13 protein-coding genes are annotated in these 13,128 nt (G+C 57.4%); 5 read left to right on the top strand and 8 right to left on the bottom strand.

Annotated elements, in window-relative coordinates:
- Positions 1-150: 150 nt before the first annotated feature.
- Positions 151-1,899, top strand: coding sequence for an alkaline phosphatase D family protein (locus EAO82_RS07210; protein ID WP_096348027.1), 1,749 nt, complete (start codon positions 151-153; stop codon positions 1,897-1,899).
- 109 nt (positions 1,900-2,008) lie between these two features.
- Here the strand turns inward: EAO82_RS07210 and EAO82_RS07205 are convergent, their stop codons facing one another.
- From EAO82_RS07205 to EAO82_RS07190, 4 genes are all read right to left on the bottom strand, one after another.
- Positions 2,009-2,284, bottom strand: a complete 276-nt coding sequence (locus EAO82_RS07205; protein ID WP_096348026.1) for a hypothetical protein — start codon at positions 2,282-2,284, stop codon at positions 2,009-2,011.
- 12 nt (positions 2,285-2,296) lie between these two features.
- The gene (locus EAO82_RS07200) at positions 2,297-2,644 is read right to left on the bottom strand and encodes an antibiotic biosynthesis monooxygenase family protein (protein WP_096348025.1); all 348 of its coding nucleotides are present in this window, start codon (positions 2,642-2,644) and stop codon (positions 2,297-2,299) included.
- 30 nt (positions 2,645-2,674) lie between these two features.
- Positions 2,675-3,664 carry a zinc-dependent alcohol dehydrogenase family protein gene (locus tag EAO82_RS07195; RefSeq protein WP_096348024.1) on the bottom strand — a complete coding sequence of 330 codons (990 nt, stop codon included), beginning with the start codon at positions 3,662-3,664 and terminating at the stop codon, positions 2,675-2,677.
- A gap of 152 nt (positions 3,665-3,816) precedes the next feature.
- Positions 3,817-4,119, bottom strand: a complete 303-nt coding sequence (locus EAO82_RS07190) for an ArsR/SmtB family transcription factor (protein WP_096348023.1) — start codon at positions 4,117-4,119, stop codon at positions 3,817-3,819.
- 272 nt (positions 4,120-4,391) lie between these two features.
- Between EAO82_RS07190 and EAO82_RS07185 the strand changes: the two genes are divergently transcribed.
- The 4 genes from EAO82_RS07185 (at position 4,392) to EAO82_RS07170 (ending at position 8,883) form a co-directional block, all read left to right on the top strand.
- A complete protein-coding gene (locus EAO82_RS07185; RefSeq protein WP_096348022.1) occupies positions 4,392-5,441 on the top strand; it encodes a DNA topoisomerase IB in 1,050 nt (349 codons plus the stop codon).
- Between the two features lie 120 nt (positions 5,442-5,561).
- Complete coding sequence (locus tag EAO82_RS07180; RefSeq protein WP_096348021.1) at positions 5,562-6,623, top strand: AraC family transcriptional regulator; 1,062 nt, start codon at positions 5,562-5,564, stop codon at positions 6,621-6,623.
- 108 nt (positions 6,624-6,731) lie between these two features.
- Entirely contained in the window at positions 6,732-7,763 is a 1,032-nt protein-coding gene (locus tag EAO82_RS07175; protein ID WP_096348020.1) for a histone deacetylase family protein, read from the top strand.
- A gap of 76 nt (positions 7,764-7,839) precedes the next feature.
- Positions 7,840-8,883, top strand: coding sequence for a polyamine ABC transporter substrate-binding protein (locus EAO82_RS07170; RefSeq protein ID WP_231703339.1), 1,044 nt, complete (start codon positions 7,840-7,842; stop codon positions 8,881-8,883).
- Positions 8,884-8,974: 91 nt separating this feature from the next.
- Here EAO82_RS07170 and EAO82_RS07165 read toward each other — a convergent pair whose 3' ends face one another.
- From EAO82_RS07165 to EAO82_RS07150, 4 genes are read right to left on the bottom strand one after another with little or no spacing between them, the layout of a single operon-like run.
- Entirely contained in the window at positions 8,975-9,913 is a 939-nt protein-coding gene (locus tag EAO82_RS07165; protein ID WP_096348018.1) for an acetamidase/formamidase family protein, read from the bottom strand.
- 2 nt (positions 9,914-9,915) lie between these two features.
- On the bottom strand, positions 9,916-10,806 hold the full coding sequence (locus tag EAO82_RS07160) for a carbohydrate ABC transporter permease (RefSeq protein WP_096348017.1): 891 nt from the start codon (positions 10,804-10,806) through the stop codon (positions 9,916-9,918).
- Positions 10,807-10,817: 11 nt separating this feature from the next.
- The gene (locus EAO82_RS07155; RefSeq protein WP_096348016.1) at positions 10,818-11,696 is read right to left on the bottom strand and encodes a carbohydrate ABC transporter permease; all 879 of its coding nucleotides are present in this window, start codon (positions 11,694-11,696) and stop codon (positions 10,818-10,820) included.
- A gap of 10 nt (positions 11,697-11,706) precedes the next feature.
- Positions 11,707-13,122 carry an extracellular solute-binding protein gene (locus EAO82_RS07150; protein ID WP_218838675.1) on the bottom strand — a complete coding sequence of 472 codons (1,416 nt, stop codon included), beginning with the start codon at positions 13,120-13,122 and terminating at the stop codon, positions 11,707-11,709.
- Positions 13,123-13,128: the final 6 nt, after the last annotated feature.

The following is a 13,128-nucleotide window of genomic DNA, read 5'->3' as shown; positions in this document are numbered from 1 at the left end:
CTCAAACCACGGCTGATTAGCCATGTAATTCACAAACGCCGCCACATCCATGGAGCCCAGTCCGGTCGAACCTTCCTCAACCTGTCACACAGCCTTGCCATCATTTGCCGCTTACAACTCAACCTGGGTTCAGCAAAAAGGAGCAAGCGCATGGCTTTCACTCGAAGGGAATTTTTGCGTGTATCGGCATTGGCACTCGGTAGCGTGGTCGTTTCCACTGGCTTGCAGGGCTGCTTCAGCAGCAGCTCGTCATCTTCAGACCCAGAAGTGGAGCGTAGCCTTGCTTTCGATCATGGCGTGGCCAGCGGCGATCCGTTAGCTGATCGCATCATGGTCTGGACTCGGGTAAGCCCGAAGGATGGCTCTACCGCCGATATCGAAGTCAGCTGGGAGGTCGCCAGCGACGCGGCTTTCACCGACCTTCTGCATAGCGGCAGTGCGAGTACCGGCGAGGCGCGCGACTTCACGTTGAAGGTGGATGTGCAAAACCTGACACCCGGCCAGAGCTATTACTACCGCTTCAAAGCCGGCAGTGCGGTATCGCCCGCTGGCAAGATGAAGACCCTGCCCTCCTCCGGCGTAGCGCAAGTGCGTTTTGCCGTGCTGTCGTGCTCCAACTTCCCGGCGGGTTATTTTCATGTCTATGCACAGGCAGCGCAGGAATCAGAACTGGACGCCGTGTTGCACCTGGGCGATTACATCTACGAATACGGCACGGGTGGCTATGCGACAGAGGATGCCGCGGCACTGGGTCGTAGCCTGCCTGCAGACAATGCCGGTGAGTTGTTAAGCCTCAACGATTATCGCAAGCGCTACGCCTTGTACCGCACTGACGCCGATCTGCAAGCGCTGCACGCAGCCGCGCCCTTCATCGCCGTGTGGGATGACCATGAGGTTACCAACGACACTTGGATGAACGGTGCAGAAAACCACAATGAGGGTGAAGGCGATTTCAACGAGCGCAAGCTTGCCGCCTTGCAAGCCTACTTTGAGTGGCTACCGGTACGCCCTGCCAGCGAAGACGACGAACTGACGATTTACCGCAGTTTTGATTTCGGCGATCTGGTTAGCCTGCATATGCTGGATACCCGGATCATCGGCCGTGATGAACAGCTCAATTATGCGGACTATTACACTGCCAACGGTTTTGACGCTGCGCGCTTCACTGCCGATGTCAGTGCCACTGACCGCAGCCTGCTCGGCCAAACCCAAATGGACTGGCTGCAGAGCCAGATCGCAGTATCCAGCGCCACCTGGCAGGTACTGGGTCAACAGGTGCTGATGGGCCGTATGCTGCTGCCCGCCGAGATGCTCACTGCACTATCTAACCCGGCCGGTGCAGATCTGGGTTCTACGCTTACCGAGTTGGTAACCCTCAAGCTACGCGTACAAGCGGGCGACCCCTCGTTAACCACGGAAGACATAGCCCGAATCCAGACGGTTATTCCCTACAACCTCGATGCTTGGGATGGTTACGCCTATGAGCGCGAAGTGATCTTTGGTCTCGCCCGCAGCCTGGACAAGAATCTGGTAGTGCTCGCTGGTGACACCCACAATGCCTGGGCCAATAACCTCAAGACCCTGGCAGGCGATTCGGTAGGTGTGGAATTCGCCACCGCTGGTGTTACCTCCCCTGGGCTGGAAAGCTATCTCGGTCTTCCCGCAGAAGCGATGACCCAGGCCGAGCAAGCCATCACGCTGCTGGTCGACGAGTTGCAATATCTCAACGCCAATCAACGGGGCTACATGCTGGTAACCTTTACACCTGACGAGGCGCGCGCCGACTGGCGCTATGTGAGCACGGTCAAGGCCAGGGACTATGTAATGGACAGTGCCCGCGGCAGGTCGATGACCACCCTGCCCGGCAGCACCAACCGTATGCTCGCCCCTGCTGCTTAACGCTGGACCAAGGGCTAGCTCTTCAAGAGCGAGCCCTTGGTGGGCACGGTCGACCGCAAGCGGCCGGTATCCTCGCGAAGTGAAACTAATACCAGCGCGAGCATCCACCTTAACGCCCGCGTGCTTTAGGGTACGGTGCTTTGCGGGCCTTTCGGAACTTCCTGATATTGTCTGAGCCGTCCTTGGTTATGCTGTGGTCTACCGCCTTATCTACATAAATGGCCGGTTGAGAAACCAAGTTCTTTCTATGGACACTTCTTTCGCCATGCAACGCCTTAAGACGTTCGGCCCCACCTTCAGCGTTGGCTGCCAGAGGAAAGCCTATTAACACAGCAGCAAAACTACCTATCACCAGACTTGAACTGAGATATTTGAATACTTTCATTTTTCACCTTCCTTAAAAATCAATATTTGAATTCAGGGTGCTTGCCGAAAAATCATGTTCTCCGGTAGTAAAAGCGGCCCCTTCAATGTGATAAACCGTCGGTTCTTCGGAAAAATATTCTTCTAAACCCAGCATGAAGATCCGATGGTCTTCACTCGCCTCGAAGCCCGGCGTGTGATCTTCGAGCGATCGCCACCGCACTATCAGATTGAATTGCTCAGGGGTTTCGATACCTTGCGCGAGCATATGGCCGCCGTAACCCTCTGCGCGGCGGAGCAAAGGTTCAACGTTGGCAAAAGCACTTTGGAACTGTTCAATCTGTTCTTTGTGCACGGGCAGCACAGCAATTTCATAAATCATGGAGGTACTCCTTTAGTGTGATTTCAACGATCAAGCATTCGCGCTGACGAGATGAGCCTGGGGCTCGACTGCAATCGCGACCTTTCCGCGCAGGCCATTGTTGGGGCTCTCCAACAGGGCGTGGGCGGCGCCTATATCAGCCAGCGAATAGACCGCGCCAACATGTGGCCGCAGCTGACCGCGCGCTATCAGCGTGCTCAGTTCATCCAGCTTGCCGCGGTTCTGCCTCGTGAAAACGAAGTGATAACTGGCGTTTTTGCCCCAGGCTTCAATGAGGTTTTGTGGTTGGGCAATGTCCACAATCGAGACCACGCGGCCCAGTTGTGCCAGCGCGTCGGCGCTGCGCGCCAATGTGTTGCCGCCGATGGTGTCGAACACCACATCGACGCCGTGGCCATTGGTTTCCCGCAGGATCGCCTCGACGTAATCCTCTTTCTCGTAGTCGATGACCACGTCAGCACCCAAGCTCCGTGCGAACTCGAAATTGGCTTCGCGCACGGTGGTGAACACCCTGGCGCCCATGGCTTTGGCCACCTGGATTGCCACATGGCCGACGCCGCCCGCACCGCCGTGCACCAGGATGCTCTCTCCCACCCTGAGTCCCACGCGGACAACCAATGCTTCCCACACCGTGCCACCAACCAGGGTCAAACTTGCAGCTTCCAGATGGCTAAGCTCCGGCGGCTTCTTGCCTATGATGCTTTCAGCTGCCACGTGGTATTCGGCGTAACTGCCTGGGCCGTCAAAAATTTGCGGGGTGTACCAGACTTCGTCACCTGGCACGAAGCTCGTCACACCTGGGCCAACAGCTTCGACAACACCGGATACGTCATGCCCGGTAATGGCAGGCAGTGGCACCAGGTCGGCATAATCGCCACGGCGCACCTGGTAATCCAACGGATTGATGGAGGTTGCGTGTACCCGCACCAACACCTGACCGGCTTGGGGTACTGGCTTGGGCACCTCGGCCAGCTCGAACGATTCCGGGCCGCCAAATGCGTTAAGTATCATTGCTTTCATGGTAAATCCTCGCTTCGGTAAAAAGGGATATCGGGAATTATCGATATCAATTGGTGGTAATTTAAACGGTTCCTCTCCCATCTCAGCTCAGAGTAAGCCTTCGCTTCGATAAAGAGGGATATCGCAATTTATCGATATAATCTGATAAATATTTACAGCTCTTTCTCTATGAGCTGGGCAAGAGCTCTGATGGTTTCTTCATTGCGCTTGTAATACGTCCACTGCCCGATACGTCTGACGCTGATCAAGCCCGCTCGTTGCAGAGTGGCAAGGTAGTCGGACACTGTTGACTGCGACAGTCCAACGCCCTCTTGAATGCTACTCACACAAACACCGACGGTATGCACGTCTCCCTCATCCTGAGGAGGAAAGTTATTCACCGGATCCTTCAGCCCCTTGAGAATGTCAAGGCGAGTACGGTTTGAGAGTGCTTTGAATACGTCGATCAGTTCCATGGGTCTTATAATATCGAGATTTACCGATATGTCAATGCTTGAATCGAAAGTTTTTTTCAAAGGCAGCCTGCGCCAGCGTTGACATGTCTGTGGCAGCGCATCAATCGTTGATCTTTCGCTGATCCTTCGTGAACGCCGGTAACGAGCATGCCATGGGACATTCTGACCGGCGGGCCTGAGCAAGCTCCTATTTTAATAACCTGTTGGCACCACCGCATCAGGTTGCGGTCAATCAGTTAGACCCGACTGATTGCTGCCAAGGAAATCGCCCCATGCCTGACTCCGCGTTGCCTGCCGACCTGCCTCGCGACCTGCATTACGTGGATGACACCCAGCCGGGCATCCGCCGTAAAAAATCGCGGGGCAAGTTCCAGTATGTTGATGCCAAGGGCGAGCGCATTACCGATGCCGATGAAATCAAGCGACTCAACTCGTTGGCAGTGCCACCCGCCTATACCGACGTGTGGATTTGCGCCGACCCGAGCGGGCATCTGCAGGCCACCGGGCGCGATGCGCGTGGACGCAAGCAGTACCGCTATCACCCGCGCTGGCGCGAAGTGCGCGACGCCGACAAATACTCGCGCCTGCAAGAGTTCGGCGCCGCTCTGCCCAAGCTGCGCAAGCAGCTGGAAGCGCAGATCGCCGAACCCGGCTTTACCCGCGAGAAGGTGTTGGCCACAGTAGTCATGTTGCTGGATGCCACGCTGATTCGGGTCGGCAACACTCAGTACGCGCGGGACAACAAGTCCTACGGGCTGACCACCCTGCGCGACCGCCATGTGGATATCAAGGGCAGCGAGATCCAGTTTCAGTTTCGCGGCAAGAGCGGCGTAGAACATCAGGTCAGCGTGAAGGACAAGCGCCTGGCCAAGGTGGTCAAGCGCTGCCAGGACCTGCCTGGGCAGAATCTGTTTCAGTATCTGGATGAAGACGGTAACCGCCATACGGTCAGCTCTGCTGACGTCAACGCCTACCTGCACGATCTGACCGGGGCTGACTTCACCGCCAAGGATTACCGCACCTGGGCCGGTACTGCGATGGCACTGGCGGTACTGCGGGAGCTGGAATGGCAGCCGGAATCGGACGCCAAACGCCACGTGGTAGCGATGGTCAAGGACGTTGCCAAGCAACTGGGCAACACCCCTGCGGTGTGCCGCAAATGCTATATCCACCCCGCCGTGCTCGATCACTTCAGCCTGGGGGAATTATCCAAGCTACCCAAGCCGCGGGTGCGCAAGGGCCTGAAAGCCGAGGAAGTGGCGTTGGCGATGTTTCTTGAACAGTTGGCGGAGGAGCTACCGGAGAAGGCCAAGGCAAGCTAGTTCCAGCCTATAAAGCTCCCATTGGGATGGCGTTGCCGTTGCGGAGGCAAGCTATTGGGTGGCCAAATGGCACTGATCATGCTTGTCTAATAACACCAGCCCGCAAACGAAAAAGTCGTCATGGACAGTTCCATAGCCTGCCAACCAACAGAACACCGCTTTATCAGCCTGCAAAGTACTTGCCTTATATCCCAGTGCTTCGCGGAGCAGGGTCTGGCCGTTGAGCCTTTGCTGGAGGGCACGGGATTATGCATTGATGACATGACTCACCCCGTGCGGCTGATTACCCCCCAACAGGAACAGAGAGTGTTTGCCAATGCCGCGCAGCTCTCCGACTCGCCTCTGACGGCGTTGCAGCTTGGCCAGCGCATGCGTATTTCGGCCTACGGTCAGTTGGGTTATGCCATGCTTTCCAGCTCGACGCTGGGGCAGGCAATCGAAGTTATGCTTAGCCATCCGAACATGCTGGGCAGCTACTTTCGGCTGGCCATCGAGCTTGATAACGATGCTTCAGCTGCACTCACAGCCAGCAGTTATCATGAAAACCCCGACCTGCATGCATTCAATCTGGAGCTGTGCTTCTCATCGATCAAGGCCATGCTCGATGATGTATTGGGCCAGCCTTTGCCGTTGGACGCTCTACACTTGAGCACAGCTTTACCGTCCCATTCCGGCCATTTCGCTGACTTCTTTGGCCTGTGCCCCATTGTTGCGGGCCAGCCGAACAGCAAGCTGATTTTTCCACATGCCTGGCTGAGTACTCCACTACCCCTTGCCGACCCGGTTACACATCAGGATGCCTTGGCACAATGCCGTTTGATTGAAGCGCGTTTTACCCCGCCAGGTTCGGCACTGGCCGCACAGATCATCTCCCGGCTTCACCAAAGCTTGGCATCGCCGCCATCGCTTGAGCAACTGGCTGAGCGATTCCACTGCACACCGAGAACCCTTCGAAGGCACCTTAATCAAGCAGGTCAGGGTTACCAGCAGATTCTGGATGAGCTGCGCAGCCAACGGGCCAGAGCCCTGCTGGCGGACAGCAGCCTGCCGGTGTCCCGCATCGCCGAACAACTCGGCTTCAGCGAAACGGCGAGTTTTCGGCATGCCTTTGTGCGTTGGACGGGGATGTCCCCACGCTCCTGGCGGCAAGCGCAACACCCAGCCAACACCGTTGCGGGATAGCGTGTCCGTTTCGATCCCCTTTTTGTCCCCTTGCATCATTTCGTAGTGCGTCTGCCAGGCAGAAGATAAATCCACGCAAATAATCATCTTCACCAGGCGAGCCATTCCATGCGCACTTTCTACAGCGAAGCCCACCGACTTCACCACTGCAATGCGGAGCTCAACGAGGGGCAGCTGATGCCCTGTTTCGAGATGCCCTCACGGGCCGATATGGTGCTGGATCGGGTCAAGCACACCAATCTGGGGCAGATATTGGAGCCTACGGATTTCGGTTTTGCACCGTTAACGCGGGTGCACTCCGAACGCTACGTAGAATTCCTCGCCCAAGCTTGGGAACGCTGGGCAGCCCTGGGACGCGAGCACGATATGCTGCCACTTGCCTGGCCGCCCAGGCGCACTCTGGCTCGCTGCCCGGAGGATATCGACGGGCAGTTGGGCTTTTACAGCTTTGACGCGGGCGCGCCAATGAATGCCGGCACCTGGGAGGCGGCCTATCAGGGTGCCCAGGTCGCACTTTCTGCGTTGGCCTGCATCAACAGGGAGGAGAGCGCCGCCTTTGCGCTGTGTCGCCCGCCGGGGCACCACGCCGGCATCGATTACATGGGCGGCTATTGCTACTTGAATAACGCCGCGATCGCCGCCCAGGCCGCCTTGGATTCCGGCGCCAGCCGCGTCGCGGTGCTGGATGTTGATTTCCATCACGGTAACGGCACGCAGGACATCTTCTACCAGCGCCCCGACGTGCTCTTCACATCACTGCATGGCGACCCGCGCCGTGAGTACCCTTGTTTTACTGGCTATGCCGATGAGCGCGGCGAAGGTGCGGGGCTGGGTTTCAACTTCAACTATCCCCTGGCCCCCGGCAGCGACTGGACGGCCTGGTCCCAGGCATTGAGCGATGCCATGCGCGTGATTGCTGGCTATCAGCCGGACGCGCTGATCGTTTCCCTGGGAGTGGACACCTTCAAGGATGATCCTATCTCAAGCTTCAAGCTCGACAGCGATGATTATCTGCGCCTCGGCGAGCAACTCGCCCTGCTGGGGCTCCCTACCCTGTTTGTGATGGAAGGCGGTTACGCCGTAGAAGAGATCGGCATCAACGCAGTCAACGTACTCACCGCCTTTGACGCGCTACGTTAACGATGAAAATGGAGATTCCAGCATGAAGCTCAAGCCACTCGTAATCGCCCTTGGATGGGTTGGTTCGTTGTCTCTGATGCACACCCACGCTCTGGCCGATGAGGTCAGAATATATAACTGGTTCGATTACACGCCCCAAGCCACACTTGATAGCTTCAAGGAAGCAACGGGCATCACGCCATCGCTGGATACCTTCGATTCAAACGAGGCGCTGGAAGCCCGCTTGATGTCGGGCCGCTCAGGCTACGACGTCGTCGTACCCAGCGACAGCTTCCTGGCCAAACAAACCCAGGCCGGGGCCTTTCAGAAACTGGACAAGAGCCAGTTGCCCAACCTCTCCAACCTGAACAGCGACCTGATGCGCGCCCTGGAAAGTGCCGACCCGGGTAATGAGTATGCAGTGCCCTACATGTGGGGTACCAATGGCATTGGATTCAACGTCGACAAGGTGCAAGAGGTGCTGGGGCCGGATGCGCCAGTCGACTCCTGGTCGCTCGTGTTTGAACCGGAGAACATGGAAAAACTCGCTCAGTGCGGCGTCGCCTTTCTGGATTCACCCAGCGAAGTACTGCCAGGCGCCCTGCACTACCTTGGACTGGACCCGAACAGTACCAACCCAGAGGATTACGCAGCTGCAGAGGAGCTGATGCTCAAGATCCAGCCCCATGTGCGCTACTTTCACTCCTCACGCTTCCTGAATGACCTGGCCAATGGCGAGATCTGCGTCGCAGTAGCCTGGTCCGGCAGCATCCTGCAAGCCGCCTCCCGCGCCGACGAAGCAGGCAACGGCGTGAATATCGAGTACCGCATTCCCAAGGAAGGTGCCCAGGTGTGGTTCGATCTGATGGCCATCCCTGCGGACGCACCCCATGTGGAGCAGGCGCACGCCTTCATCAATTACATCCTGGAGCCGGAAGTAGTGGCCGCGATCAGTAATGAAGTCGGCTACGCCAACCCCAACGAAGCTGCCACACCACTGGTGGACGAGAAACTGCGTAACAATCCTGGCGCCTATCCTTCAAAGGAAGTGCAGGCGCAGCTGTTCACGTTGGAGCCATTACCGATGGCAGCGGAGCGGGTCAGGACGCGCACCTGGACGCGAATCAAGACGGGTAGTTGAGGGCGCGAGCTCTGCGCTTTTGGATACGAAAGAATCAGCTCAGCACCCGTTCCCCCGGGGCTGGGCTGCAGAGTGAAGCTCGAGGATTTCCTTATAAGTACCGCTTTGGCAACATCATGTGCACGCCTTTGTTACCGTCAACCAACTGGCTGATACGCAGGTCGCCCGCGACGGAGCAGAGCATGTAGGCCTCTTCCCGGCTCAACGCGGTATGCCGCTGCACATGCATGATCATCTCGCGCACAGCCTGCCGCGCGGCCTCATCCAGATCCTCGTTCAGACCAATCGATATAAGATGTGTGGCCGACTCGGCAAAGGGCTGGGTCAGGGTCATGTTGCGCCTGATCGTGAGCCGGAAGCGACCGGTTATACCCATCTCAAGAGCAGTAAGACAAACCTCACCATCACCTTGAACGCCATGCCCGTCACCCGCAAAGAACTGCGCGCCCTCGTTGAACACCGGCAGAAACAAGGTAGTACTCGGCTTGAGCTCCTTGTTGTCCATGTTGCCGCCAAAGGCCATCGGCACCGAGGAGCTACAGCTCCCCCACTCTGCCGGGGGTGCCACGGCCATGATGCCGAAGAATGGATCCAGGTCGATCTCCATACCCCAGGGCAAGCGAGTAATACCCCGCTCGATATCAATATCAGGCTGCACCATCCGCTCTTCAACAAAATCATCCGGCAATGAGCCCAGAGGGGGCTGAATAGCCATGTAGCCCCAATCCATAGTTGGCCGCGCATCAAGAATGTCCACCTGCAGCACATCACCCGGCATCGCACCATCAACATAGACAGGCCCGGTGACAAAGTGCGGACCAGAGCCCTGCTCCAGCGCTTCTAAAGCTTCCAGATATTCCTTCGGCACCCGGCTGCGATCCGCAGGCAGACACTCGTAACCCCCAGCAGGGAACGAACTCAGCTCGACGGTATCGCCGGACTGGATGCGTAAAACCGACGGCACTCCCGCTTCCAGATAGCCCCAAAGCATGTTCTGGTAACGAGTGGGTATTACGTGATGGCGGCTCATGATTACCCCTTTACTGCGCCCATGGTCAGGCCTCGGACAATGTGCTTTTGCAACAGGAATACGGCGAGCATGACCGGCACCAGAGACAATGTGCCGACAATAGCCATCGGCCCCCAGCGCACGCCTTGGGTGGTGATCAGCTCGGGCACTGCTACCGGCAAGGTCTTGACCTGTTGGCCACCGAGCATGAAAGCGAACATGAACTCGTTCCAGGCGAAGATGAAGCACAGCATGCCGGTCGCGACGATAGCCGAGCGCAGCAGCGGCAGCACCACCCGCAGGAACACCGCAAAGCGATTGTGCCCTTCGAGAATCGCCACCTCTTCCAGCGCTACGGGCAGATCCTTGCAGAAGCTGCTCATGACCCAGATATAGAACGACAGATTGAAAGTCAGGTAGGCCAGTGTCAGCCCGAAATAAGTGTCGATCAGGCCGATATTGGAAAAGATCATGTAAAACGGAATCACCATGCAAATGGGCGGTGCCATCCGCGTGGCGAGCACGAACAGAAACAGGTCATCGCGAAAGCGCAGGTTGAAACGGGCAAAGGCATAGGCTGCCGGCGTGCCCAGCACGACCACTAGCAGCGTGCTGATGGACGCCAGGGCAAAGGAGGTGCCCAGGTAGCCAATGAAGCCGTTGTCGATCACATAGCGAAAGTGCACCAGTGTCGGTTCGAACAGCCACTCGGTCGGCCGCGCGAACATGGCCGAATCCGGACGAAACATGAAACTGCCAACCCAGAGCACCGGGAACAGCACGATAAACGCAATCACTATCAGCAGCAGCGTCCAGAATACCGACACCTTCTCCTGCCGGGATATGCGCTTGATCGGGCCTTTCTTTATCGACCCATTGGCGGTCACGGGCGCATGGCTTGCGGGTTGATTCATCTGGACTGCTCCTAGAAGGCGTTCAGTTTTTTCTTGGCGACGTGGTAGAACAGCGAGCACAAGACGAAGAAACCGATCCAGACCAGCACCGCAAAGGCCGCGGACTCGCCTATACGCCACTGCTCGAAGCTCATTCGATACGCCAGCAGGCTCGGTACCTCAGTCGATGTACCCGGGCCACCAGCCGTCAGCGTATAGATGGTGTCGAAGACCTTGAACGCATCGATAAAGCGCAGCATGCCTATCACCACCATCAAGGGCGCCATCAGCGGCAGGGTCAGGCGGAAAAACATCTGCATGGGTGTTGCGCCATCCACAGCAGCGGCCCGGTAGGGGCTGACCGGTAGAGCCTGCAATCCGGCAAAGAAAGCCAGCATCATGAACGGCGTCCACTGCCAAACATCCACCAGTGCGAGCGCCAGTAGGGCATAGTCCGGCGAGGAAAACACCGAGGTACCCTCCAGGAAGCCAAAGCGCTCGACAATGTTGTACGACAGCAGTCCCCAGGAACCTGCGAACATCACCTTCCATACCAGGCCAACGACAATCGGCGCCATCATGGTCGGAATGAACAACAGCGGCAGAATGACGCTGCGGCCCCAGACCCGCTTGTTCAGCAGCAAGGCGCCGCCGAGCCCGAGAATAAACTGCAGCGGGAAGGCAATCAGGATGAACTTCGTCGCCACCCACAGGCTGTTCCAGGTGCGCTCGTTATCCATCAGCCGGCTGTAGTTGCTCCAGCCGGCAAAATCACCCACGCGCCCGAAGTTAATCTGATGAAAACTCAGATACATGGCGAACAAAAACGGTACCAGGCTGACTACTACCAGCACCAGAAATGCCGGTGCCAGTAGTGCGTAGGGGTACCATCGGCTTTCCAATGGTCTCATGGTTGCCCCGTCACTCAGCCAGCAGGCAGTCGCTGCAGATGGATAGCACTTTGCGCTGACCGTCCTTGAGCGCTTCGGCGGCGGTCAGTTGGCCAATGCCAACCTGCTGCACCAGCGGCCCCATGGTGTTGTCGATTTCAAAGAAGCTAGGCGTTTTTGGCTTGGCCTTAACATATTGCAAAGAGGCGGCCATGGCCTTGTAAAGCGATTGCCGACCCGCTTCACGCATTACGTCCAGATCGAACGAGGAACGACGAATCGGCACCCCGCCACCGCCAGCCTCCATCAACTTGGCCTGGGTATCCTCGTCAACCATCCACTGCATGAACAGATAAGTGGCTTCCTGGTTCTCGCTGTGACTGCTGAGAGCCATGAGTGACGGCTCACCCCCGGCACTACGCGCGTCAGGGTTCTCGGCATTGACCGGAATACCGCCATAGACGAACTTGCCGGCGTAGGCGCCGCCACCAGGACGATCCACACCCAGCACAAAGTCGCTGAAGGCAATGGATTGCGCGGCTATGCCGTTACCCATGACGGTAGGCACGTCAATCAGCGAATACTCAGCCTGGCCAGGCGGTGCAAACTTCCACAGGTCGGCCCAGAACTGCAACGCTGCAATGTTTTCCGGGGTATCCAGGTTGGGTTTACCGTCGGCATCAAACACTCCGCCGCCCCAGTTGTTCATGAATACTTCCCACACCGTAGTGAAGGTAGTCCCGCCGGGGATGCCTTCCAGCACGATCCCGTAAAAATCATTGCTCAGCGTCTCACCGGCTAAAGTTTCACCTGATTTGCGGGTAAAGAATTCGGCAATATCGCGCATCTGCTGCATGGTTTCAGCCGGCGCCAGCGGGTAACCGTAGCGCGTTTCGAAGGCGGCCTGTTCATCGGGATGATTCAACAGATCGGCACGCGCCCAGTAGATCTGGTTGTAGTTCCAGGTCAGAAAACCGTACTGAGCACCGGAATGATTGACCAGTGACTCATTGGCCGGCTCAATCAGGTCATCCAGCCCCAGATCCGGGTTGGTCAGCGCCTGGTCCTTCTTCAGCTCGTCGATTGGCTGCAATACCTTGGCCGCCAGCAGCGGCCCCAGTTGCAGACCATGCAACATGATCGCATCGTAATTGCCGCGCCCGGAGAACAGATCGGCCTGGCCCCGGTTGATCACGTCGCCGTGACTGAGCAACTCATACTCGACCTTGATGCCGGTTTCTTCAGTGAATTCAGGCACCAGCTTGCGCATGGTTTCCTGCAACGGCGTAATCTCGTCCAGCACGCGAATGGTGGTACCGGCATAGGGCTTGGCAGCCTCAGCATAGCTCCAGTCCTGGGCGTGCAAAGGGGCTCCGTAACAAATGGCAGCCGCGCTGGCAATCAGCCCGGCCAATATCGATTTGCTCTTGGCTTTGTGCATAGTCATTTTTTT

It is taken from the genome of Halopseudomonas pelagia, assembly GCF_009497895.1.
Lineage (GTDB): Bacteria > Pseudomonadota > Gammaproteobacteria > Pseudomonadales > Pseudomonadaceae > Halopseudomonas > Halopseudomonas pelagia_A.
This window is presented reverse-complemented; position numbering and strand designations above follow the sequence as displayed.